Here is a 22,370-nt window from a genome sequence, read left to right as displayed (position 1 = left end):
TTAATCAATGAAGATATGAAGAATGGCTGAAAAAAGAAACAGCAGCAGTCTCATTTAATCCAAAACTGCCACCATTTTTTCTTCTCTTGTGTAGCTGCTATTAGCTTCTTCGTTTCCTGTTGTTCGCGAATCGTCTTCATAAGTAACTCGTCATGGCCTTTCAGTCGTTCCCCAAGACGTTCCTCTGCTATCTGAATCGCTTTTTTCATCTGCTGCTTCATTTCTTCTTTAAGCTCTTGTTTAACCTCTTCTCTAAGTTGTTCTTTCAATTCATCTTTCCAATCATTGAAAGCTAGTTCTTTCAGTTCCTTCAAGGCTTTGTCACGGTCATTATCTCTGATAAGAGGTGTAGGAACAGCCCCCGTTCCGCCGTTCCTATCTTCCAAACTGTATTCTTCTGCTATGACTTTAGCAGCCATGGAACGTGTCGTTCCGGCGTTCCCGATTAGAGATTGAAACTTTCGCAAAGCCAATAGATCATGTTCCGTGAAAGCACGGTTCTCTCTGTTCTTTCCGTCTTTAACTTTAATAAACTTGTAACCGTTCTTTTCGAGTTCCAAACACCATTTACGTAAGTAACTGTCACTTATGCTGAGCGTCTCAGCAACTTCCTTTGTCCAATAGGACTTTTCTAACGAGTCACGATCCCCGTTCCAATGTTCCTGATCCATTTTTATTCGTTCCTCCTTCCGTTCCTAATTGCAACATTCTCGCTAAGAATCTACAATCCTCCCTAAAAGTTTTTGACAATAAAAAAGAAGACAAGCTTCGCGCTTATCTCCCTGCTCCTTGTAACTATATGAAACTTGTATTACAATTGTTGTAGAAATTAATCGAATAAATGAGAAAGAGCCCTAAATCCTCCGCGACCAAACTTTGGATTTAAGACTCTCTGATAAGTTACACAAGGTGTATACCCTGTTGTTAATTAATTTATGTCTCTATGATATCAAATTTAATCAATAAGGTAAATACTTTTATATCCTTGTGTGGCTTCCTTTTATTCTCTAAGGAGGTCTATTTGTGTTAGCTATACGGCAATCACAGGAAACATTTATTGATGAATGGCATGAATGCTATCTATCAGAACATAAAAAAAGCGGATATATAGCCGTTTTAGATTTAAGCGGTAGCGAGAAGAAGCAATTATGGATAGGCACGAACGATGTTAAAACTCTTTCAAACATGTCTACCCCTTCAAATAAGGACTTTTATCTATCTCTGAATAGTTTCACATTCGGAAGTAGGAAAGCGACAGATTTAAAGCAAATAAGAAATATTGGTGTGGATCTAGATTTTTATAAGTTGGATATTTCAAAAGAATACGTGATTCAGAATTTACAAGATTGTATCGCTGAAGGATTGTTACCATGTCCAAACCTTGTAATGTACGGAAGAGGAATGCAACTGATTTACACTGTACAAGGCGGAGCTGCCCCGCAAATGGCGTTTTTATCTCAATACATAACGAATCATTTCATAAAAATGTTAATGCCATTAGGAGCCGATGGATCATGCAGTGACCTTTCAAGGGTTTTACGCATGCCATATACGACTCATAGCAAAACCGGAAAGCAAATAGGTCTTGAAATTTGGACAAGACGCGAGCACGATTTACAGGAGTTATATGACTATGTGCCACCTTTAGAGAAGAAGAGACAACCAAAACGCACCGCAACACGTAAAAAAGGGTCAATTTCAACTCTTCCGAGTCAAAAAGGTGTAATGAATCTTTATAGTTTGAACACAAAAAGGAAATCCGATTTAGAGAAGATTGTAACGCTCAGAAACGGCGAAATAGAGCATAGACACGACATGACATACATTTATGCCTTCACTACGGCTTTAATCGTTAAAAACCAAACAGCGACGTTAGAAATGACATTTCAATTAAACAATAAGTTCAAAGAACCACAGAAACGAAAAGAAATAGAACGGACGGCAAAAGATGCGTACAAAGATGCGATTGCGTTTTTCGATGCGTTTGCGGCCAACAACTTCAGTAAACAAGGATTACCATACGGTTTAATAAAACCAATGAAAACAGAGACTATTTTCAAGAAGTTAGATATTAAACTGACAGAAAAAGAACTTGAAGTCATGGATACGCTAATTGATTCTGAAGAAATTAAACGTAGAGACAAAATGAGAAAACGAGAAAAACGTGGTTCTGTTAGTTGGGAAGAACACAAAACAACTAAAACAAACGAGAAAGATCAAAAAATTAAACAATTAAAAGAACTGTTAACAACTAATCCAAAATTATCACAACGTAAAATAGCAAAAATTATGGGTATTTCTGAATCATATGTACGAAAGTTAAAACAAATAATATAGTGCGCACTAACTGTCCTTTTAAAGCCATGTTATATGTGGTTACTGTACATTTGTTTATTTCACTAACGAACGTTGAATACTTCGTTTATGTGCTTGTACTATGGTACTTTTTGTACTGTAAGTTAGATGCGCACTCATTGTCCCTTTAAAGCATTCTATTATTTATGTTGAAGTGTTACCTGGTCTGTTCTTTAAAGCAATAGTTATAGAGGCTCTTGTAGCAGTGCGCACTGGTGTGTCCTTTAAAGTAGTTATTATATAAACTATTTAACTCTGAACCTCCTATTTAGGGGGTTTTATTTTGGTGGGGAACTGTTAGACTAGGCCCTATTTCCGAATTTGGTTTTATCATTCAGATATAGTACGTGAAATTTCATAAGTTGAATATTTGTTTTATACATGTTTTATTCTACAATTGATTAGAATAATAAAATTTAAGGGGAAAATTTTATGACTAATAATCTTATAGAAAATTATTGGATTGATGATTTTATTAAAACAGATACATTTTCAGAGGCTTTAGGTATGGTTTGGCGTAATGGATATGAATCAGCAGGATATTTTCAATTTACTCATAAGTCACAAGTAATGGTAAGGAAGTTTGCTGATTTCTTCGGGAAAGAAACAAGATCAAGATATCGTGAAGATAAAGGGTATGTGGAATGGTACACATCTATGAATAGTGGTCATCCATTTATCATAAAAGCAAAAGAACTAGGGTGGACGCCGATACAAGAAAAATCTAGAGCATTTCCTAAAGGTGAGTTTAATAAAGAAGTATTCGTGAAAACTTATATTTTAATGCGACACGACCTTGGTACAATGAAAGAGAAACGAAAAAACAACAAAATTTATGTTAGACCTCGCTTACGTATTCATGGATCTACAGATATCTTGGAACATTTAAATAAATTTATGTTTGATGAATTAGGGATTAAAAAGAAGAAATTACAAACTGACGGGAAAATACCAAAAGCAAAAACACTATACTTTCAGTCATATAAAGATATAGAGAACATTTTACAATACATTGGAGCCTCAGAAACACTAGAAACGTTGTATTCATTTAATTTAGGTTTTCATGATGCTCAAGAATTTGAAGAGACCCACCTACAGAAATAGGTGGGCTTTATTATTGGGTATTACTATCTCATTGCACAAAAGGGAATTTGTATTAAAATTATAGCATGCATTTAGAACTCTTATATTGAGAAAAAAGATACTTAATTGAACCTTTCGTTGAATATATAGAACAAAAAACGCGGAATTTATCTATTTTTACATATGTAAAAACCACTCAAGCTATGAACGTAGCTGTAGAGTGGCTAAGAGTGCTAAAGATAGTTACTTTTAGTTATGTTCCGTTCACTCACTAATTAGTGAGTATTACATAGAACAGGGTGTCTCAACCACTCTGTTCTAGTGCAATCATACCTCTGTCTAATGTATATTATACACTCATTTGAAGATTTTTGCATTTCTAATGAGATATGAAGGAGGGACTGATATGAAAATTGATTTTCTTAAACTATATATAAAATCTACAATACTATTTGTTTTAGTATTATTTATTGTGAATAAATCTTTAGATTATACAGGTATGAAATTAATGTTTTATGCACTAAGTTTAACAGTAAGTGTTTCATTGACCAGTTTAGGAATAGATTATATTAAATATCGTTTTACTGAAAAACACGTTTAAAAAATGACGTGTTTTTTTAATAAAGAAAAGACACCCTAAGGTGTCTTCCTCCGACTTGAACCACTTTAATTTTAATAATATGTATTGGACTCCCATCCAAATATTATTTTACCATGTTAAGTTGTTTCACACATTGAGAAATGTTGTTAAAATTTATATTTTATTCACTTTTGTTTCATTAGCTTTTTTTGTTCTGGATTCTTCGATTTGTTCAGATTTACTTTTAATTTCATCTGTAATTGCTACCTTAATACTTCCTTGAGCCTTTTTATACTCTTGAATTAACGCATTAACATTCTGATTAAATGAAATTAAGCTACCAGTTGGTGAAGCCATTTGTTCATTGAGCGCCGTTATAATACTATATATCCTTTTATATTCTTCATACACTTCTTTATATTCTTTTGGGTGTTCTTTAGAAGCCTCTGAAACTAGTTTTAGTTGCTGTCCCATTTCCGTATGGAGTAAATCAGCATGTTTAATCATAGGTTCAGATTCCACTTTTTTAGAAACTAATTCCACATTAAAGTCTTTTCGGTTAGTAATTGCTTCGGACCATGTAGTGGAATACCCAGATAAAACTAAAGTTGAAAACATTTCAAATGAATCAATGTCATTGTAAAAGTTAGCTGCAGCCATTAAATATTCATTATCTTTCTTTCTCTGTTCGGCCGCTTCTTGATGCTCTCTTTCTATACTCCCGACTGCAAAACTAATTCCTGTAAGTATAGTGATCGCTGCAACAGACGTTGCAAATGAAACAGCTGATTTAATAAACAATTTTCTGGATTCTGTCTTTTTTATTTTTTTCACAATGCCTATAATTAAAAAAATTAAAGATGCGACAAACACGATAATACTGAACCATGCTAATGTTCCTCCTACCGCTTGACCTAAAATATATCCAAGTCCATATTCAGCATCTCCAAACATATTGATACTATTATAGATTCCCCTTACAAAGAGTATTATCAGTATTCCTATACCGCTTAAAATAAGCATTTTATTAGATATTTTCATTTGTAGTCCTCCCAAATATGTATGTATTAATCTACAAAATAAAAGCACTCTTTCGAGTGCTATTACCACTTCACTATTAAATCTATAACTTCTTAGTGTTTATTAAACTGATAATCTTTTAGTCTTTCTTGAGTATTAAAGTACTTCTACACTTCAAACATTTAATCTTTTTATGCTTAAATAACATGATGTTTTCTTTGTTACAAGCCGGACAGATTGCTGATTGAGGAACTCTAATGTTCTTGTAGCAAAAGAAAGCTATAAGTGCGAAGGGAATAGCATACCAGAATTCCATTAGAAAAAAGAAAATAACTGATAATATACTCATAAGAATAAAAAATGGAATCATTAACTTTCTAGCGCCATGATTTAATTTGTTATCTTTCGTTTGAAAAGGAGTTACTTCACATGTACCAGGATAATATTGTTGTTGATATTGTTGAGAAGAGTTCGATTGGGTAGCTTTCCTCTTTTTATTACTGATACGTTTTTCATAGGAAAATCCAGTGCCAGGAATTGATGATGTAAGTCTAGTTCCAGATGGACCTACACTAACACGAGCACCTTTTCCTCCTACACTCATCCCAACACCCTTACTACTTAAATTTATTTTAACTCCTGGAGCGACCTTTATACTTTTACGGAATTTAAATCCCATATTATTGCATCCTCTCCGAATGAAATGTACGATTTTGACCTGATTATAACAAATTCAGTTACAACCATTTTGTCATATTTTGTCGAACGCAAATAAAAAAAAGAGAGCCGCAGCCCTCGTTGTCAAATATGGTAATATTATGTAAAATTTTACCACTGTTCAATGGAAAACATTTCCCCTACAATGAATTTAAATCAGAATATATCTTGATTATCTTCAAGCATATCGATTAATGCGGAGACTTGCTTACAGAAACGTTCTCTCTGATGTTCATTTAGCGCCGTATACGTTGTTTGAACATTGGATAATAGTTCTTGTAGTGGTTCATCTTCAAAATCGCTCTTGAAGCCAATAAGCACGTCTACTGAAACATTGAAAAAGGAGGCGATAATAACCAAAGTGTCTATATCCGGTTGATACCGATCAGTTTCCCAGTTCTTGATTTGGCTCCTGCTCAAGTTTAACTTGTGGGAAAGTTGCTCTTGAGTTAAGCCACGTGACTTCCTTAGTTTTTTTAGAATCTGTCCAAAGTGTCTCATAGTTTAAAGTATAAATACTAAACAACTATACTACTATTTATGGGCGGTTAACTACCTTTAATGTTAAAATGGTAGTTGTAGTTTCTGTTTGTGAAAATAAAAATAAGAACTAGTGTTCTCATTTTGAGAGATTGGTGGTAAAATATGCATGTGAAGTCTTTTATACGTTCCATGCAAAATTGCATATTTTATTTTTAAAAATTCGAGAAACGTTGATGCGAAGCGGTTTCTCAACTTTCTCAATATTTATCAGATAACTCCATGACCGAATTTTGGGAAATTTGTGTTATTATGAAAACAAATAAAATAAACGGACGTGAAAAAAGACCCACGGTGTAAGTAGTGTTGGACGCACTCTTACACTGCCCCCTAAGCACCTAGGGAACATTGTCGCGGATCTTGTACATACTTATTATAACACAACTTAGAGTGAGAGTGACACGTTTTCCTTTTATGTAAGAAAATGGGGTTTACGTGTCTTTTTTGTCCACGAGGAGGACAAATAATGCAGAGTTTATTAAGTGACATGCATGAGGATTTAAAGAGTAACGGGTACACGAATCGTAAATTAGCTAAACGATTCGATGTTAGTCACACAACTGTGAACAGTTATTTTAAAGCGACTAGTGAATTTGACTTTATGCACTTTGTAGAATCATTGAGGTTGCATAAACCGAATAACATCAACTATAGAAGAGAATGCGTCAAAAAAATGTTCGAACAATTAACGCCAGTTAATGAACGGGTAGCCATGGAAGTTTTGAATATGTATGGCGAATACGGATTACAAAAACAATTGACCGCTAAAATAATAAACTCAGATAAAACTACGAAAAACGCAAGAATAAATAAGAAAATAGCATCTATTTATGATTTACTTGCTCTGCGACTGTCTGGAAGGATATCTAATAATGACTTTTTTATGGAGACGGACAAGATGAGGAATTCTTTTAAAACATCTAACAACGAAGCTAAAATATTATCAGGGTTTGCGTTTATATATGCTCAACTAAATTTCGGTGACTATCGAATGGTTTCGCAATATACAAATCAATTGAAACCAATGATTGATGATGTTAGTAAAGATACCATTAGAAAATCATATTCATTACGAATAAAAGAAATGGAGTCAATGAGTGCACAAAGAGGAAATGATTTAGAGACTGCGAGGAAATTATGTTTCGAAATTATAAACGATGAAACTAATCCTTATGATTGTATGAAATCATTAGCTTATTGTACATTGGCCGAGACGCATATGATGGATTATGAAAAGGCGCATTATTTTTTAGAACAATCTTTCGCCACTCTTCCAATCATTACAAATAAAAAACTTCTTAATCGTAAAGGGTTTATAAAAAACACGCTTGATTTTCTTAATATAGTTCATGAAAAGAATCTTGATAAAATAAACCCGTCGAGTTTAGCTGAAAAAGCACATTTATACGCAAAAATAGGCAAAGAGAAAGAGGCGATTATTATTTTAGAGGGGTTAGAAAAGAAATATGGCAGTCTTTCTCCTTTCCAAAAATACTACAAAGGTCTTGCTACAGGAGATAAAACATTCTTTGAAGAGGCCATAGCAGATTTTGAAAAAACAGGTGATTTTTTCTATATTTCCCTACCTAAAATGGCTTTGAAATGATATAATGAAGGCATACATAAAGGTGGTGAAATGATTGAAATTAAAGGTCATTAAATCGATTTTAGCGATTGCCGCTGTAGCTTGTTTTTCCTTTACAGCAGTAAAAACAGAAGAAACACAACAGGTTGCTAAATCAGAACAACCTGTACTATATATGGAAGCTGATCCCGGTGGGACAGGCGGCTGATTTTGTCGCAACACAACGGGAATTTAATAGATAAAGGAAATGACACTATCAACAATTGATAGTGTCATTTCTAATTTAAGGGGAATGGAAGCGAATCGACCATATGGTCAAATGCTTTCCAAAATAGTCTTATAAAAGCTGATACATAAACATTTTGAGGGGGACAACGTATTATGGAGAATTTAGTATCTGAATTATTATTAATGGAGAAGACAGAAGGGGTAAACATTGATCATCTCCGTGAAATGCTACTAGAATTATCAAATACAGAAAAAAAGTAAAATAAAACTCCGTAGACAATTATTAGTCTCACGGAGTTTTATTTTTAGATATAAAGCTTTGGATTGTTGATTTAAATAACTCTTTGTTGTCCTCTGAAAGTTGGTTGATCAGTATCATCCATTCATTAGTCTCTTTACTTATCTCTTCTGTTTCTTTAACTGTTAACTTCTGATGCATAGCTCTTCCTAATAAGTAATCAACTGAAACCTCATATATGTCTGCTAATTTAGTTAATGTCTCGTAGTCAGGTTTACGTCTTCCTGATTCATAACTAGATAAAGTTGCTTTATTTACGTCTAATTTTTCTGAGATGAAAGTCTGTGTGTAACCTTTCTTTTCGCGACACGCTTTCAATCTTTCGTTTAAGTTCATAATTTTTTTATTCCCCTTTATAAATAATATCCCATTATAAATGTGCTGTGCATTTCAATACTTTTGCTTAATTACAGTATATATACTTTTTGACAACTTTTCACTATCTGTAAAAATATTTTTAACAAAATGACAAAATTGGGTTTACATTTACGAAATGACAACCTATAATGAAATCAAGAAGTTGTCAAAACGACAACGACAGGAGGTGAAGCGGATATGACATTCGGAAACAGAGTCCGAGATATTCGCAAACAAAAAAATATAACACAAGAAAAACTAGCTAAGAAGCTTGACTTCAGCCATGCTTCGGCTATTTCTTTTATAGAAAATGGCAAGAGAAGATTAGATGCTGAAAAGATACCAACCTTAGCAAATGCACTTGGAGTATCAATAAATGAACTTTTTTTTGCTCAAAATGTTGTCGAAATGACAACTAACGAAACGGAGGAAACAAAATGAATCAATTACAAGTTTTCAATAATGAAGAATTTGGGCAAGTTCGAACGGTGGTACAAGGTGAAGATGTTTGGTTTCTAGCGAAAGATGTTTGTGACATTTTAGAACTAAACGATACAAACAAAGCGTTGTTAGCTTTAGATGACGATGAAAAATCTAAACACGAACAGTATTCGGGTTCAGGAAGAAAGCCAATGATTATCAACGAATCGGGTCTTTACTCACTAATACTTAGAAGTCGCAAACCACAAGCGAAAGCATTCAAAAAGTGGGTAACAAGCGAAGTACTTCCTTCTATTAGAAAACACGGAGCATACATGACAGATCAAGTCCTGGAACAAGTAGTAGCCAATCCAGACTTCGCAATTGGGCTTATTACTAAATTAAAAGAAGAGAAAGAAAAGCTCGCAGCAGCACAACAACAAATCGTACAGCAACAACCACTCGTAACATTCGCTGAAGCGTGTATGCAGTCAGATAAATCACTAAAAGTGAGTGAAGTTGCTAAGTTAGCAGCAAAACACAATATCAAAATCGGGCAACGTCAGTTATTCGCAAAGCTTAGAGAGTGGGAGTTAATGTTCAAACGTTCTACTGAACCAACTCAAGCGGCGGTTGAAAAGGGATACTTCGAAATCGCTCAAGGTGTTAAACAGAAACCAAGTGGAGAGCCTTTCACATGGACAACAACATATGTAACACCAAAAGGACAAGCTTACATCATAGACCGACTGAAGAAAGAACAAGAACAGAAGGCGGTGTAAACAATGGAAGAAAGCACATACTCATATTTCATGGTATTGGCTGTGTTTCTCATCTTTGTAGGATTGAACTACAAAAGCATAAAGAAATTGATGAAGGATGAAATTGATGGATAGACAGCAACGGGATGAATACGAACAAAAGAAACTAGCATGGATCATAAAGGATTTACGAGCTAAAGGGATACATAACAGCGCAGATAAGGTTGAGGAAATGCATAAGGAGTTTATAACTCTAGCTAAATAGGACAAGCCTTCGCTTGTCGGAATATTCAGGAATCTAACGTTGGTCCCCACCTTATTGAAAGGTTCCTGGATATTCCGATGCGTGAAAGCATCAAAACAAAATAAAACCAGCCGATTACCCCTAATCGACTGGTTGATGAAACGACGCAATAATTTGTTTCTCTATTATATCACAGTCGTTTCTTCTAAGTAAATAAGGAGTGAAAGCCTATGTTAGATAAAAATCAATCAAAAGTCGTCCTCCCTTCATGGGTATGGAAGGGCGTAAAAAATGAGAAAGAAGCGAAATTGAAGGCGGTTAAGTACATTACTCCTGATCGCTATCCGGGTTACAAAATTATTAAAATTCAAGGCGACATAGCGTTATGCGAAAGGGAGTAGGCGAATTAAATGGCAGATGTTAAATGGATAAAACTTTCTACTAGCATGTTTGAAGATGAAAAAATTCGATTGATTGAAAGTTTACCGGATGCAGATACATTGCTAATCATTTGGATTAAGTTGTTATCTCAAGCGGGTAAAACAAATGCTAGTGGTTACATTTTCTTGAGCGAGAACATTCCTTTTACAGAAGAAATGCTATCAACTCTTTTCAATAGGCCAATAGCAACAGTAAGACTTGCACTGCAAACGTTTAAGCAATTTGGAATGATTGATGTCACTGATGATCAGTACATATGCATCTCAAATTGGGAAAAACATCAGAACATCGATGGTTTAGAACGTGTGAAACAATTAAATGCGGAGCGAAATAAAAAGTATCGTGAACGTAAGAAACAACAACAGTTAGCGTTAGAAAACAAGGGTATAGAAAGTGACGCTTGCGTGACGTCACATGACGATACAGATATAGAAGAAGAAAAAGAATTAGATAAAGAAAAAGATAAAAAGAAAGAAAAGACTTCTCGTCACAAGTTTGAAACTTGCGACACCAATGCAGCTAAGTATTTGTTTGAAATGATTAAGGGTAATAACCCTAAACAAAAAGAGCCTAATTTAGATTCGTGGGCAAATGAATTCAGATTAATACGAGAACGAGATAATAGAGAACCACAAGAGATTAAAGATGTTATTGATTGGTGCCAAGCAGATGCGTTTTGGCAAGGAAATATCTTATCTCCTAAAAAATTACGTGAAAAGTTCGACCAGTTAACAATTCAAATGAAATCAAGAAAAGGAGCGAATAACAATGCAGAGAGCGATAGCAGCAGTACCAGACGCTATAGCCAAAAGGGTCAATATGACTATGGCTTCTGATACTTGTGAAACTCATAAAATGAAAAAAATGAATTTCAAAGGACAAGTTGTATGTCCTCGGTGCTACCTTGAAAACGAAAGTAAAAAACTTCAAGAACATGAACAAACAAAATGGGAAGCTGATCAAACAAATAAGCAAAAACACTTATTCTATCAACAAAGCATGATAGCCGATAGCAACATTAGGAAAGCGAACTTTGATAATTACAAACCGACTAGCGAGGAAGGAGCAAAGAATCTTGAACTCGCAAAGGTCATCGCAAATGATTATCGCAACGGAAAGATATTTAATACGATTATGGCAGGGAATTGCGGAGCAGGGAAAACGCATCTTGCTTACGCTATCGCAGAAGAACTGGCAGGAGCTGGTATATCAGTCGTGTTTGTCACAGTCGGTGAATTACTACGGAAGATTAAAAGTACGTTCAATAAAGATTCCTCCTTAACTGAGGATGAAATCATACGAACATTAGTAAAGGCAAAAGTGTTAATAGTCGATGACTTAGGAGCTGAGTTAGGAGCGTTAGATGCGAATACAAAAGCGACAAACTTCATTAATAGGGTGTTATTCGATGTTTTCGATGGAAGGCAAGGTAAATCTACTATCTTTACGACAAACCTTACAGGGGAGCGTTTAGAAGGCGCATATGATGAACGGATTGTATCGCGTATCTTTAACAATTTTAAAGCTCTGGTTTTCAAAGATACAAAGGATTATAGAAGAAAGGCTCTACCATTTTAGGAGGGGAAGTAGAATGCTATACGATGATGTACAAGCTCCGTCTAAACCGTATTGTGATATATGCGGTGCAGCAATTGATAATATCGATATACACGAAGTAAGAATTGAAGAAAAGGAAATGACTGCTTGCTCAATATGCTACGGTGATCCAACTGTAAGAAGAATAGAATCGAGAACATTGTTCGACTTAATCAAAGCTGTTGGTAAGCATTACGGATATCAAAGGAGCGTAAGGGAAGTTCACCAAAAAATTGAAGAAGAGAAGTTTTCTATAGAAATTGAAGTGCTTGAAAAAACGGAAGGTCAATTACTACGACAGCCAACAGATAAAAAGATTGAATTTTCAGATAAAGAATTGCTATATATCTTCAACAAACTACGTTTACAAATAGCTGGTCATAACAATATGGCTTTTGCAGTAGCTCAGATATCAAATTATGGAATCGAAGTTGTAATAAGAAAGGATGACGATTATGTGCGCGTGTAACGGAACTGGAGTAATTCAAAACAGTATTGGAATGGGAATGTATCAATTTGGACCATGCGTTTGCGAAGCTGCGAATCAAACACCTGAAGAAGTGGATAGAAAGCGTCATGCCGTTATAGCAAGGTTAATGGAAATTCATCGTATGCAGCAGGAAGAAAAAAAAGGAATTGCGTCATGAAAAGTGGGCAGCTTTCGTTTGAAGATGTCATAGGAACTTTTGACTATGCAGCCACTAGTACTTCAGAAAAGTTCCTACATAGTAATAGCTATAACGCTATAACGCCTACGTATGAAGTTCACTTCTATGATCAGGATGAGAAGCAAAAAATTGATTGGTTTGAATCGAAGAACGAAGAAACGGCAAATAACGATGCTGTAACAAAGCATGGAAGAATTCAAATTATAAAAACGGTTGTAAGTGCAAGGACTTTAGCGGAGATTATGGATCTGGATTAAGAAAGGGGAATAGTAATGAACTTCTTTATCTTGGACGAGCATTATAAAAAAGCTGAATTAAATGGAATTGACAGAAGAAGGTTGCAGGAACGGATATACCGCTATGACTGGGATATCGAAAGAGCGACCACACAACCAGTTGGCACAAAGAAGATGGACTTTGATAGAAAACATGGAGACTGGATGCGTGTAGCAGAGCAGAATGGAATCTCACGTTTTACATTCTATAGCCGATTAAAAAGAGGTTGGTCATATCATTTAGCAGCAACGAAGCCACCAGGTAAACAAGGGAATCGCTACGATACAAACGGCGAATTAAAAGAGATTATCTAAGGAGGGAAAAGGGAATGGCTTTAAATCGTTGGTTAACTGATGAAGAACGAGCAAGAGCAGCAGCTAATGGGATTGGTGCAAGAACATTATACTATCGTCTTTATAGATCGGATAAGTGGGAGCTAGAGGAAGCCTTAACAGCCTCGCCTGGAACGGTTAGACATAACTACAAAGGCAAATATACCAAATGGTTGGAACTTGCTGCGGAGAACGAAATAGGCAGGGAAACTTTTCATAGCCGAATAAATGGCGGATGGAGTTACCATGACGCTGCAACAAAACCTGTTAAAAGAAGAAATAAATTAGCGACAAAATGGCTGGATATCGCTAAACAGAATGGTATTGGTTACCAAACATTCATGTCCAGGATTAATACACGTAAATGGGATGCAGAAAAAGCAGCCACAACTCCGACAATTTGGACGGGTCGAAATTGCTCAGTAAAAGTTAAGGAGGAATCCTGAAATGAAAGTATACATCACGGATGATCAGTATTTAATTGCAAATAGAAATGGTATTTCAAAGAAAAATGTATATCAACGTGTAAACGAATATGGTTGGTCGATAGAAAAAGCTATTACACAACCTCTTCATAATACAAAAAATAAAAAAACAGATCGCGCTTTAATGCTGTTAGCTGAATTAAACGGAATTAGTTATGCCGCTTATAAAAGGAGAATAAAAGATGGAATGGATCCTCATGAAGCTGCTGTGAAGTGTAACAAATACAGTGTAGAGTTTCAGATGGCATTAGACAATGGTATTGGAACTGAAGCGTTTTACGCTCGTCTCAGAAGAGGAATGACGCCATACGAAGCAGCGACGCAACCATTAAAGTATAAAAGTTTTTCTAAAGAATATAAGAAAGAATTAAAAATCGCTAAAAGTAACGGGATTGCTTATCAAACCTTTTATAAAAGAGTTATGGATTTAGGTTGTGATCCAATGGAAGCAGCGACGAGAAAGTCCATCGAAAGAAGTAGCAACGCAGCAATAGCAATTAAAAATGGAATAAGCGAAAACACTTATTACCAGCGAGTCCATAAAGGGTGGAGCAAAGAAGACGCAATGACAATTCCAGTAGTAAAAGGTAAGAGGTATTTCAATCGTGAACAAAAAGCGAATCTACATAGAAGTACTACTGCATAAAGGGATTTACAAAGAAGAAAGTACTGGACGTCAGCTGTATGAAATGAGTGAGCAGGAACTATTCGAATTAATAAAAGGAGATGGGAAGAATGAGGGAAGTGATTGAAGAGTATATCGACCAATTAAAACAATCAGCAGTGGAAAACAGAAAAGAAGCGGATAAGGATTATGAAGCTGAAGATTTAGGGCTTGCTGGTTTCTATAGAGGGAAATGGATTGCGAATGAAGGGACGGCAATTGCTTTAACGACTATCTTATCTAAATACAAGGAGGAATAACAATGAAATATACAGAGCATGGCACGTTTGAAGTAACTCAATTATTAGCAGAAGCGAAGGAGACTGAAGAGAATGGTAACTAAGATCGTTATGTATACGGGTAATAACTGCGGTAAGTGTAAACGGGCTCAGGAAATGTTTGCAAGTCTTCCTTCAGAAATTTATGTAACTCTAATTGAAAGAAACGTAGACGAGAATGAAGACCATATGGAAGTGCTAACTAAGAAATATAATTCTAATACATTACCAACGTTTGTTATTGATGATGAAGTATACCGCGGGTTTGATGAAAATATAGGAAAGATTATGGGGCATTTAGGACTATAGGAGGGATTACATGAAGAAAGAAACGAGAATTCAACTCGAATCAGAATTAGAAAAGGTTCAAAGCGATGTTAGCAACACGAAGTTACATATCCACATGTTAAACCTGGAGAAACAAAAATCAGAAAGAAATCTATCAGAGTTAGTTGATCGCAAAAATAAAATTATCAATTTACTAAAAGGGGCGTAACGGGATGAATTTAAGAGTGAAGATTAAGAGAGTGAAAGATGTGGAAATGCCGAAATACGCCAAACCAGGGGATTCGGGTTTTGATCTTGTAGCAGCAGAGGACATAATCATCGAACCAACTGAAACTCAAATAGTACCTACAGGTTTGTCTTTTGAAATTCCACCAGGTTACGAATTACAGGTGCGGCCAAGAAGCGGAATTTCATTCCGAACAGAATTGTTAGTAATTCTTGGTACGGTGGATTCATCGTATCGTGGAGAAGTTGGAGTTATTGCAAAGAACTTAATGCCATTTATCGATATGACGACTAATGGATTATGGACTATAGATGAAGAATTTAAGGAAACACCTGAAGGATGGGAAGTAGGAACATATATCATTCGCAAAGGTGACCGTATTGCTCAAGGCGTCATAGCGCCAGTGGAAACAGCTCATTTTGTTGAGGCGGACGAGTTGTCGGATTCAGAAAGAGGAAATCGCGGCTTCGGAAGTAGTGGGATTAGATGAAGAAATCAAAAGAATGTTGTATTTGTGGATCACTTTTTGAAATAGATAAAAGTATTTGGGACAGAAGGAAAACTTGTAGTAAGAAATGTGATAATGAGCGAAGAAAAACGATGTATTCGAAGGACTATACAGGCAAGAGATATGGAAAATTATTAGTAGTCAGTAGAGAAGTAAAAAACAATAGAAGCTATTATAAGTGCCTGTGCGATTGTGGAGAACATGTAATTACTAGAGGGGATTCGTTAACTAGTGGAAGAACAAAGAGTTGTGGATGCCTTTCCGTAGAAACAGCTAAAATGGTGCACTCTAAACATAAGGATTCTAATACCAGGTTGTATAGAATTTATCAAAAAATGCGAAATAGATGCAACGATCCAAAAAACTATAGATTCTCTAGATATGGTGGGAGAGGCATTACGATTTGTGATGAATGGGTAAATAACTATGAGTCTTTTAAAAAATGGTCATTAGAACATGGGTATAACGATAAATTGACAATTGATCGAATTAATAATGATGGAAATTACGAACCGGATAATTGCAGATGGACAGATGTTAAAACACAATCCAATAACACTTCTAGAAATAAATATATCGAATATAAAGGTGAAACGAAAACACTTGTGCAATGGTGCGAAGAATTGAATTATCCATATAGCAGCACAAGAAATATGATTGCAAAGGGAGAAAAGACAATAGAAGAGATATTTACAAGAAAACATATCGGCAAAGGATTTATCGGTTGTAAATAATCTTGGGTTTGGATCTACAGGTGTGAAGTAAGACCAAATTTGAATTTTGTACAGAAATGGGGAAACGTAGTGAAAATGGTACGCAGACGTGCGGTTATTCGTTTGGAGAAGCAACGGAAAAGCGAAGATAGATTTAGTGTGATTAGATGGGAAATACACATGAATTTAGGTAAACGTAACTATAAGACTAAAGATATATTAGGTGCGTATCAAGATATGCAAGCCACCATGAATAAAGTGGAAAGCATAATGATGGATTAGTTTTATAACAAAAGCGTTATTTTAATCGAAAAGGGGGAATGGATAATGAACTTAAAGGAGTACGTCGTTTATAAAGGTGAATCATTCGTATGTATTGGAACTGCAAAGGAATGCGCTCAACATATGGGCGTACTTCCTGCAACGGTTCGTTATTATACAACTCCAGCTTATCAGAGGAAGTTAATGAAGCGGAAGAGAGCGAGAAATTACTTAATAGTTACAGTACTTGAGGAGGATGAGGCATGAAATCCATGTATATTATTTTCACGATGGATACATTCGCTAGAAAAAGCAATGTAGGTATTACGGAAACGGAAGAATCTGCAAAGACAGCAGTTATTGGATTGATGAAGAATGGATTAATTGCAGGATATGAAGAAGTTGAATTGTGGTCATTATAAAAGTTTAATACAAACTCAACACGAAAGGAAAATGCATGAAATACGATGGTTGTCGAGTAAATTGTGGTCAATGTAAACACTTCAAAGATGGTACATGCAGATTGTTAGAAAACGATCAAATCAGAATAAGCGAGAAGAACAATGTGTGCCGGAAATTTAAGCGCAGAATCATTAATCCTTCCAGTACAGTATTTAACTTTGATGATTATCTTGAGTGGTTAGGAACTGATTATTACAGGCCGTACACAATAGATAAGAAAAAAATCATAGGCAGCGCAAAATTGGGGGAAGTCATTATGGATGGTGGATATTTATCTGAATTACTACCATCCATATACTCGCCATTTTACGAAACAGCAGACAAGCCTTGGTGTAGAAAACATATGCCTAGATGCCATATAGAGTATAAAGGACATAAATTTGAGATTGATTATGTGAAATATAGAGAACGAACTTGGATTACTGATGATTCAATAAAGTTTGATCAGCATTTGTGGAAGGATCGTCCTACACAACGAAAATATCAATCTGAAATTTATGCATCGTACAAAATACAATAGAAATTTCATTTTGTAGAAAAGGGGAATGGATATGGAATTATGCATAGAACTTGCTTATGCAGAAGAAAAAGTTAAAGGTATGTCTAGAAAATGTGTATTAGCTATTGAACATTTCGAGGTGTGGGATGATGTTTGGGAACATCCTACTCATGATAGTGAAATACAACAGCTTTTATACTTACCTATTAAATATAAATGTTGGGGAAAGGGAATTAAAAAGAGAAGCTAGCAAAAGCTAACTGCTCATCTCCAAGGGGGAACTAGGAGAAAGTAACTTAATGGGTTGTCTACAGTATTGACGGAATATTGAGTTTTATTCAGGGGAGAGATGGAAATGAATACAGTTGAGTTTAGAGCGTGGGAAAAAGAAGAAAAGAAGATGTATCACGATGTAGGGATTGTAGGAACATTAATTATTTTGGAACACGAACAACGCGGATATGATTTTTGCGAAGCAGATTTAACACGTTATGATCAGTTGGATAACAAATACGATTTGATGCAGTATACAGGCATCAAAGATAAGAATGGTAAAAAGATTTTCAAAGGAGATATTGTCAAAGATCATGATGAATGTCTCTATATTGTGGAATGGGATAAAAAAGAAGCAATGTTTTATTACAAAGATTCCTATGGTTATGAAGATGATGATTTAAGAATGAGTGCAGTTGCTTTCGAAGTTATAGGAAATATTTATGAGAATCAAAACTTAATAAAATAATCCTTTTGTAGAAAGTGAAGTGTGTACATGTTTTCACCTAAGTTAGTGAATATAGTTTTAGCAATAATATGGGCGAGCGCAATAACATCATTAGGGAAAGGTATTTACGAATTGAACACACCTAGAATCATAGGAGAAATAGGCCACCTCTTAATCGTAATAGGAATAACAATTATTTTCCGTAATGGATGCACAAACAGATTGGCAGTAATTGTTTTTACAGTAGGCCCGATATTCGCTACTGTAGCGGCTGCGATTTATATGATGAACGCTGAATACTATAAAGTTGGTGCGGAATTAGTTACGTTTGCGATGGCGTTCTTCTATATGAAGTTGTTTTATGTAAAAAACGAAGAATAGAAAGTGAGGTTAAAGGAATGGAAGGTAACGTAAAGTTATTGGGTACAGACGGAATGTGTGGAATGGAGTTTACAGGAAGTAAGGTCAATGTTTATAACGATGCAGGATACGTGATGGAAAGTATGACGACAAAGGAGCATGTTCAGGAAGTTATTGATTTTCTTGAAGAGTGCAAAGAGAAAATGGAGGCATAGCATGATTAAATTCACCATAATGATAGAACCTGTAGCACAAGGGAGACCAAGAGCAACAACTATTAATGGACAGGTTAGGATGTATGATCCGAAAAAATCCCGTGACTTTAAACGATATGTTAGCGCAGTAGCAGCAAGGTACGCTCCTGCGAGTTTACTAGAAGGACCGCTACAACTTGAGGTGAAGGTGTACAAGCCTTCTCTCAAGTCCTTCTCTAAAAAAAAAACATTGGCGGCAGAAGAAGGATTACTAAGGCCTACAACAAAGCCGGATGTTGATAACTACGTAAAAGGAGTAAAAGACGCACTTAACAAGGTTATATGGAACGATGACAGCCAGGTAGTGGATCTAAAGGTTAGCAAATGGTATTCAGAGAAACCACGTGTTGAAGTAATCGTAAAGGAGCTGAACGGATGATTCCGAGATACAAAGGTACAAGAGAATTCATGCTGTATATGAAAGAACCAGGTTTCGGGAGCAATCAGTATGTTTGGATATTCGATGTATTTAAGTATCACGAGTTAATGAAACACTTAGAAGAAGGATGGGCTATCCATGATGAGGATAAGAGAACAGTAGCTTTACAGAGAACAACAGCTTAATGGATAACGGAACAATGCAGAGTAGATTGGTGGGGGCTACTTTGAAAAGACCCTACAACTATTTTGTAGAGTCTTGATATTTCTTTAAAAGATCGCCAATAGCTTCATCTAGTAACTTAGATTTAGGTATACGTGTTTCTTGAGCTAGTTTTTCAAAACGTTCATGTAGATCTTTATCGATAGCATTTGATATTGTTTTACGATTTTTTAATCCTCGGTTATTCATAATTTATCACCTCATAATAAATTATACATAAAATAAAACTACTTGCAACTACATGTAGTTAAATGTATAATTGAATTATGGAGGTGAGTAACAAATGATTCTTTCGAAAAAGATACGTTTAAAACCGACAGAAGAACAAGAGAAACAACTTTGGAAATCTACTGGCGTTGCAAGATGGGCATATAATTGGGCACTAGAAAAACAAGAAGAATCATATAAAGCTGGCAGTAAATTCATTTCTCATGGCGTGCTTCGTAAGGAACTAACAAAAATGAAGAAAACGAATGAATACAGTTGGTTGTATGATGTATCGAACAATATTACTAAGCAGGCCATAAAGGATTTGTGCGAAGCTTACAAAAGATTTTTCACAGGTAAATCAAATAAACCGAAATTTAAGAGTCGCAAACATTCTAAACCTACATTTTATAATGATAATGAACGATTAAAAGTAAAAGGGGAAAGTGTCATTATTGAAAAAGTCGGATGGGTTAAAACATCGGAAACAATACCAACGTCAGATAGATATACAAATCCTCGTATTAGCTTTGATGGGAAGTATTGGTTTATTTCGGTGGGTGTTGAAATAAAAACAGATAAACAACAATTAACAAATGAAAGTATAGGTATTGATATAGGAATTAAAGAATTAGCTATCTGTTCAAATGGGGATAAATTTAAAAACATTAATAAAACAACTAATGTTAAGAAAACAGAAAAACACCTTCGTAGGTTGCAACGAAAAGTTTCTCGTAAATACGAAATGAATAAGAGTGGAACAGTGTTTGTCAAAACTAAGAACATTGTAAAAATCGAAAAGAAAATAAAGTTGCTTTATCGGAGATTAACGAATATACGAGATAACCACATTCACCAAACAACAAATGCAATCGTGAAAACCAAACCTTGCAGAGTCGTTATGGAGAAGTTGAATGTGAAAGGTATGATGAAGAATAGACACCTTTCGAAGGCTATATCAAAACAAAGATTCCATGATTTTAAAGAAAAAATGAAGTGTAAATGTGAAAAACATGGAATCGAATTTGTAGAAGCTGATATGTGGTATCCTTCATCGAAAATATGTTCATGTTGCGGAAACATCAAAAAGAATTTAAAACTATCAAATCGCGTCTATAAATGTGAATGTGGAAATGCAATTGATAGAGATTTAAACGCAGCAATAAACTTATCTCGTTATAAATTAGCAGAATAACAATCGAAAGTTACTGCTAATATGTAGGATTCGTTGTATCCGAATTTACGCCTGTGGAGTGTTATATCAAACGAAAGTAGCTTTGGTGAAATCGGACACGTAGAAGCAGGAAGCAAACAAACTTTATAGATTTTTATAAGGTTTTGACAACGAGCTACTTTACTGAGCTTTGTTGTTTGAAAATATAAAGGTTTATAAATTTTGACAACGGGCTGTATTGTAGTCATCGTTCCCTTATTCAGTAGATAAACATTAAAATTTCACGTACCTGATGTGAGGTTAAAAAGACAAATTCGAAATAGGGGGATTCCTTCATGGAAAGACAATTAACTTTATTACCAGCTATCGATAGAGAGACAGAAAAACAGGTTCAGAGAGAAGTAGTGAAAATATTAAAGGAATACCGCGCATTAAAAACTCGTTTTGAGAATGAAGTAGAGTTAAAACACGAAGGAATCAGTTTGTTCCCTGAGATTAGAAACACGAGACATATTAGTAATATCAAGTTCAAACAAATCGATAAGGCCTTACAGTATGTTTTAGATTATGACGAGGCTGAGATTATCAAGAGAAAGTATTTAAATGCAGAAAAGCCGAAAGACAGCTTTATTTACACTGAATTATCGATGAAGAAAGATCACTTCTATTATAAGAAGAAAAATGCAATTCGATTGATTGCTACATCTTTAGGGATGATTTAATTATAAAGAAAGGATGATTATTACATGGAACATATTACATTGAAAGAACAATTAAAAGGAAAGTCGCGAGGAGTTAAGTTTGCCTGTTATACAGGGATGTTGAAGTTAATTCCGAAAGAAGGACGACAAGGTGATTGTTACACATATGGGTGCAGGCTACGACTATTGCATCCATTTAGTTGGCCATACTTACTCTTTATTTTATTGATGCATGGTTTTAATAGAGAAACATTCGAGCAATTAGGCGAAGAAAGTGTTTGGTGGTAGGTATAACAATTGAAAAACACCGACAAAATCCCGATAAAAAAGGGGAGTAAATAGGGGGAATTTTGATAATGAAATCAACGGTATTCTTAATGTACAAGCTCTTTGAAAACCGCATAACGAAGAGGATTAGTACACCTTAACGTATACTGCGGAAGGGCAGGCATGGGCGGTAAGAATCT

General features: G+C 35.1%; 41 protein-coding genes. 35 read left to right on the top strand and 6 right to left on the bottom strand.

The window, feature by feature from the left end; translation table 11 throughout:
- Positions 1 to 50: 50 nt before the first annotated feature.
- Positions 51 to 671 (bottom strand): DUF3967 domain-containing protein, encoded by a 621-nt coding sequence (locus tag J0835_RS28825; RefSeq protein ID WP_000371782.1) that lies wholly within the window; start codon positions 669 to 671, stop codon positions 51 to 53.
- Between the two features lie 352 nt (positions 672 to 1,023).
- Here J0835_RS28825 and J0835_RS28820 point away from each other — a divergent pair, with 352 nt between their 5' ends.
- The 3 genes from J0835_RS28820 to J0835_RS28810 all read left to right on the top strand — a co-directional run bounded on the left by J0835_RS28820 (position 1,024) and on the right by J0835_RS28810 (position 4,039).
- Positions 1,024 to 2,337, top strand: a complete 1,314-nt coding sequence (locus J0835_RS28820) for a hypothetical protein (RefSeq protein WP_000879774.1) — start codon at positions 1,024 to 1,026, stop codon at positions 2,335 to 2,337.
- Between the two features lie 450 nt (positions 2,338 to 2,787).
- Positions 2,788 to 3,459 (top strand): hypothetical protein, encoded by a 672-nt coding sequence (locus tag J0835_RS28815; protein WP_000183779.1) that lies wholly within the window; start codon positions 2,788 to 2,790, stop codon positions 3,457 to 3,459.
- Between the two features lie 385 nt (positions 3,460 to 3,844).
- Positions 3,845 to 4,039 carry a hypothetical protein gene (locus J0835_RS28810; RefSeq protein WP_000686778.1) on the top strand — a complete coding sequence of 65 codons (195 nt, stop codon included), beginning with the start codon at positions 3,845 to 3,847 and terminating at the stop codon, positions 4,037 to 4,039.
- A 153-nt stretch (positions 4,040 to 4,192) separates the two neighbouring features.
- Here J0835_RS28810 and J0835_RS28805 read toward each other — a convergent pair whose 3' ends face one another.
- From J0835_RS28805 to J0835_RS28795, 3 genes are all read right to left on the bottom strand, one after another.
- Positions 4,193 to 5,059: a hypothetical protein gene (locus J0835_RS28805; RefSeq protein ID WP_000703675.1), complete on the bottom strand. Its 867-nt coding sequence runs from the start codon at positions 5,057 to 5,059 to the stop codon at positions 4,193 to 4,195.
- A gap of 118 nt (positions 5,060 to 5,177) precedes the next feature.
- Positions 5,178 to 5,717, bottom strand: a complete 540-nt coding sequence (locus J0835_RS28800) for a DUF4236 domain-containing protein (protein WP_000505892.1) — start codon at positions 5,715 to 5,717, stop codon at positions 5,178 to 5,180.
- A gap of 194 nt (positions 5,718 to 5,911) precedes the next feature.
- Positions 5,912 to 6,256 carry a helix-turn-helix domain-containing protein gene (locus J0835_RS28795; protein WP_242250167.1) on the bottom strand — a complete coding sequence of 115 codons (345 nt, stop codon included), beginning with the start codon at positions 6,254 to 6,256 and terminating at the stop codon, positions 5,912 to 5,914.
- A 505-nt stretch (positions 6,257 to 6,761) separates the two neighbouring features.
- Here J0835_RS28795 and J0835_RS28790 point away from each other — a divergent pair.
- Together J0835_RS28790 and J0835_RS28785 are read left to right on the top strand one after the other, a co-directional pair.
- Positions 6,762 to 7,901 carry an AimR family lysis-lysogeny pheromone receptor gene (locus J0835_RS28790; RefSeq protein ID WP_242250166.1) on the top strand — a complete coding sequence of 380 codons (1,140 nt, stop codon included), beginning with the start codon at positions 6,762 to 6,764 and terminating at the stop codon, positions 7,899 to 7,901.
- Between the two features lie 34 nt (positions 7,902 to 7,935).
- Entirely contained in the window at positions 7,936 to 8,088 is a 153-nt protein-coding gene (locus J0835_RS28785) for a hypothetical protein (protein ID WP_000770087.1), read from the top strand.
- Between the two features lie 309 nt (positions 8,089 to 8,397).
- On the opposite strand, the gene J0835_RS28780 is transcribed toward J0835_RS28785, so the two are convergent.
- Complete coding sequence (locus J0835_RS28780) at positions 8,398 to 8,742, bottom strand: helix-turn-helix domain-containing protein (RefSeq protein WP_242250165.1); 345 nt, start codon at positions 8,740 to 8,742, stop codon at positions 8,398 to 8,400.
- Between the two features lie 219 nt (positions 8,743 to 8,961).
- Between J0835_RS28780 and J0835_RS28775 the strand changes: the two genes are divergently transcribed.
- From J0835_RS28775 to J0835_RS28645, 27 genes are all read left to right on the top strand, one after another.
- Complete coding sequence (locus J0835_RS28775; RefSeq protein ID WP_242250164.1) at positions 8,962 to 9,204, top strand: helix-turn-helix domain-containing protein; 243 nt, start codon at positions 8,962 to 8,964, stop codon at positions 9,202 to 9,204.
- Positions 9,201 to 9,965 carry a phage antirepressor gene (locus J0835_RS28770; RefSeq protein ID WP_333728204.1) on the top strand — a complete coding sequence of 255 codons (765 nt, stop codon included), beginning with the start codon at positions 9,201 to 9,203 and terminating at the stop codon, positions 9,963 to 9,965. Before J0835_RS28775 ends, J0835_RS28770 begins: the two co-directional genes overlap by 4 nt.
- 453 nt (positions 9,966 to 10,418) lie before the next feature.
- Positions 10,419 to 10,589 carry a hypothetical protein gene (locus tag J0835_RS28765; protein WP_242250161.1) on the top strand — a complete coding sequence of 57 codons (171 nt, stop codon included), beginning with the start codon at positions 10,419 to 10,421 and terminating at the stop codon, positions 10,587 to 10,589.
- Positions 10,590 to 10,598: 9 nt separating this feature from the next.
- Entirely contained in the window at positions 10,599 to 11,465 is an 867-nt protein-coding gene (locus tag J0835_RS28760; RefSeq protein ID WP_087983521.1) for a phage replisome organizer N-terminal domain-containing protein, read from the top strand.
- Positions 11,449 to 12,207: an ATP-binding protein gene (locus J0835_RS28755; RefSeq protein WP_242250195.1), complete on the top strand. Its 759-nt coding sequence runs from the start codon at positions 11,449 to 11,451 to the stop codon at positions 12,205 to 12,207. Before J0835_RS28760 ends, J0835_RS28755 begins: the two co-directional genes overlap by 17 nt.
- Before the next feature lie 13 nt (positions 12,208 to 12,220).
- Complete coding sequence (locus tag J0835_RS28750; protein ID WP_087983525.1) at positions 12,221 to 12,694, top strand: hypothetical protein; 474 nt, start codon at positions 12,221 to 12,223, stop codon at positions 12,692 to 12,694.
- A complete protein-coding gene (locus tag J0835_RS28745; protein ID WP_087983527.1) occupies positions 12,681 to 12,872 on the top strand; it encodes a hypothetical protein in 192 nt (63 codons plus the stop codon). Before J0835_RS28750 ends, J0835_RS28745 begins: the two co-directional genes overlap by 14 nt.
- Positions 12,869 to 13,150 (top strand): hypothetical protein, encoded by a 282-nt coding sequence (locus tag J0835_RS28740; protein WP_087983528.1) that lies wholly within the window; start codon positions 12,869 to 12,871, stop codon positions 13,148 to 13,150. Before J0835_RS28745 ends, J0835_RS28740 begins: the two co-directional genes overlap by 4 nt.
- Before the next feature lie 15 nt (positions 13,151 to 13,165).
- Positions 13,166 to 13,483 carry a hypothetical protein gene (locus J0835_RS28735; protein ID WP_087983530.1) on the top strand — a complete coding sequence of 106 codons (318 nt, stop codon included), beginning with the start codon at positions 13,166 to 13,168 and terminating at the stop codon, positions 13,481 to 13,483.
- Positions 13,484 to 13,497: 14 nt separating this feature from the next.
- On the top strand, positions 13,498 to 13,947 hold the full coding sequence (locus tag J0835_RS28730) for a nucleoside permease (RefSeq protein ID WP_242250160.1): 450 nt from the start codon (positions 13,498 to 13,500) through the stop codon (positions 13,945 to 13,947).
- 1 nt (position 13,948) lies between these two features.
- Positions 13,949 to 14,632 carry a hypothetical protein gene (locus J0835_RS28725; RefSeq protein ID WP_176373400.1) on the top strand — a complete coding sequence of 228 codons (684 nt, stop codon included), beginning with the start codon at positions 13,949 to 13,951 and terminating at the stop codon, positions 14,630 to 14,632.
- On the top strand, positions 14,592 to 14,738 hold the full coding sequence (locus J0835_RS28720; protein WP_087983533.1) for a Fur-regulated basic protein FbpA: 147 nt from the start codon (positions 14,592 to 14,594) through the stop codon (positions 14,736 to 14,738). The genes J0835_RS28725 and J0835_RS28720 overlap by 41 nt, the downstream gene beginning before the upstream one ends.
- Positions 14,722 to 14,910, top strand: coding sequence for a hypothetical protein (locus J0835_RS28715; protein ID WP_087983535.1), 189 nt, complete (start codon positions 14,722 to 14,724; stop codon positions 14,908 to 14,910). Before J0835_RS28720 ends, J0835_RS28715 begins: the two co-directional genes overlap by 17 nt.
- Before the next feature lie 72 nt (positions 14,911 to 14,982).
- Entirely contained in the window at positions 14,983 to 15,237 is a 255-nt protein-coding gene (locus tag J0835_RS28710) for a glutaredoxin family protein (protein WP_176373402.1), read from the top strand.
- A 10-nt stretch (positions 15,238 to 15,247) separates the two neighbouring features.
- Entirely contained in the window at positions 15,248 to 15,424 is a 177-nt protein-coding gene (locus J0835_RS28705; RefSeq protein WP_165570321.1) for a hypothetical protein, read from the top strand.
- Positions 15,425 to 15,428: 4 nt separating this feature from the next.
- The gene (locus J0835_RS28700; protein WP_242250159.1) at positions 15,429 to 15,932 is read left to right on the top strand and encodes a dUTP diphosphatase; all 504 of its coding nucleotides are present in this window, start codon (positions 15,429 to 15,431) and stop codon (positions 15,930 to 15,932) included.
- The gene (locus tag J0835_RS28695; RefSeq protein WP_333728203.1) at positions 15,929 to 16,684 is read left to right on the top strand and encodes a hypothetical protein; all 756 of its coding nucleotides are present in this window, start codon (positions 15,929 to 15,931) and stop codon (positions 16,682 to 16,684) included. The genes J0835_RS28700 and J0835_RS28695 overlap by 4 nt, the downstream gene beginning before the upstream one ends.
- A 75-nt stretch (positions 16,685 to 16,759) precedes the next feature.
- Positions 16,760 to 16,945: a hypothetical protein gene (locus J0835_RS28690; RefSeq protein ID WP_087983621.1), complete on the top strand. Its 186-nt coding sequence runs from the start codon at positions 16,760 to 16,762 to the stop codon at positions 16,943 to 16,945.
- Between the two features lie 45 nt (positions 16,946 to 16,990).
- Positions 16,991 to 17,191 (top strand): hypothetical protein, encoded by a 201-nt coding sequence (locus tag J0835_RS28685; RefSeq protein ID WP_087983539.1) that lies wholly within the window; start codon positions 16,991 to 16,993, stop codon positions 17,189 to 17,191.
- Positions 17,188 to 17,346: a hypothetical protein gene (locus tag J0835_RS28680; protein WP_176373405.1), complete on the top strand. Its 159-nt coding sequence runs from the start codon at positions 17,188 to 17,190 to the stop codon at positions 17,344 to 17,346. The genes J0835_RS28685 and J0835_RS28680 overlap by 4 nt, the downstream gene beginning before the upstream one ends.
- Positions 17,347 to 17,642: 296 nt before the next feature.
- Positions 17,643 to 17,906, top strand: coding sequence for a hypothetical protein (locus tag J0835_RS28675; protein ID WP_140386962.1), 264 nt, complete (start codon positions 17,643 to 17,645; stop codon positions 17,904 to 17,906).
- Positions 17,907 to 17,937: 31 nt separating this feature from the next.
- Positions 17,938 to 18,135: a hypothetical protein gene (locus J0835_RS28670; protein WP_000417842.1), complete on the top strand. Its 198-nt coding sequence runs from the start codon at positions 17,938 to 17,940 to the stop codon at positions 18,133 to 18,135.
- A 105-nt stretch (positions 18,136 to 18,240) separates the two neighbouring features.
- Positions 18,241 to 18,627 (top strand): YopX family protein, encoded by a 387-nt coding sequence (locus J0835_RS28665; protein WP_087983543.1) that lies wholly within the window; start codon positions 18,241 to 18,243, stop codon positions 18,625 to 18,627.
- A 201-nt stretch (positions 18,628 to 18,828) separates the two neighbouring features.
- The gene (locus J0835_RS28660) at positions 18,829 to 18,987 is read left to right on the top strand and encodes a hypothetical protein (RefSeq protein ID WP_242250193.1); all 159 of its coding nucleotides are present in this window, start codon (positions 18,829 to 18,831) and stop codon (positions 18,985 to 18,987) included.
- Between the two features lie 17 nt (positions 18,988 to 19,004).
- On the top strand, positions 19,005 to 19,181 hold the full coding sequence (locus J0835_RS28655; protein ID WP_242250192.1) for a hypothetical protein: 177 nt from the start codon (positions 19,005 to 19,007) through the stop codon (positions 19,179 to 19,181).
- A gap of 1 nt (position 19,182) precedes the next feature.
- The gene (locus tag J0835_RS28650) at positions 19,183 to 19,599 is read left to right on the top strand and encodes a RusA family crossover junction endodeoxyribonuclease (protein WP_242250191.1); all 417 of its coding nucleotides are present in this window, start codon (positions 19,183 to 19,185) and stop codon (positions 19,597 to 19,599) included.
- Positions 19,596 to 19,784, top strand: coding sequence for a hypothetical protein (locus tag J0835_RS28645; protein ID WP_242250190.1), 189 nt, complete (start codon positions 19,596 to 19,598; stop codon positions 19,782 to 19,784). Before J0835_RS28650 ends, J0835_RS28645 begins: the two co-directional genes overlap by 4 nt.
- A 58-nt stretch (positions 19,785 to 19,842) precedes the next feature.
- On the opposite strand, the gene J0835_RS28640 is transcribed toward J0835_RS28645, so the two are convergent.
- On the bottom strand, positions 19,843 to 20,010 hold the full coding sequence (locus J0835_RS28640) for a ribbon-helix-helix domain-containing protein (RefSeq protein ID WP_001065203.1): 168 nt from the start codon (positions 20,008 to 20,010) through the stop codon (positions 19,843 to 19,845).
- 94 nt (positions 20,011 to 20,104) lie between these two features.
- Here J0835_RS28640 and J0835_RS28635 point away from each other — a divergent pair, with 94 nt between their 5' ends.
- The 3 genes from J0835_RS28635 (at position 20,105) to J0835_RS28625 (ending at position 22,191) form a co-directional block, all read left to right on the top strand.
- Entirely contained in the window at positions 20,105 to 21,223 is a 1,119-nt protein-coding gene (locus tag J0835_RS28635) for an RNA-guided endonuclease InsQ/TnpB family protein (protein WP_333728202.1), read from the top strand.
- Between the two features lie 314 nt (positions 21,224 to 21,537).
- A complete protein-coding gene (locus tag J0835_RS28630) occupies positions 21,538 to 21,924 on the top strand; it encodes an ArpU family phage packaging/lysis transcriptional regulator (protein WP_242250188.1) in 387 nt (128 codons plus the stop codon).
- A 24-nt stretch (positions 21,925 to 21,948) separates the two neighbouring features.
- Entirely contained in the window at positions 21,949 to 22,191 is a 243-nt protein-coding gene (locus J0835_RS28625; RefSeq protein WP_242250187.1) for a hypothetical protein, read from the top strand.
- The last annotated feature ends 179 nt before the right edge of the window (positions 22,192 to 22,370 follow it).

The organism is Bacillus cereus group sp. Sample62 (genome assembly GCF_036851315.1).
GTDB lineage: Bacteria > Bacillota > Bacilli > Bacillales > Bacillaceae_G > Bacillus_A > Bacillus_A wiedmannii.
The sequence above is the reverse complement of the archived record's forward strand: the minus strand, read 5'-3'. Positions and strand labels throughout refer to the sequence as shown.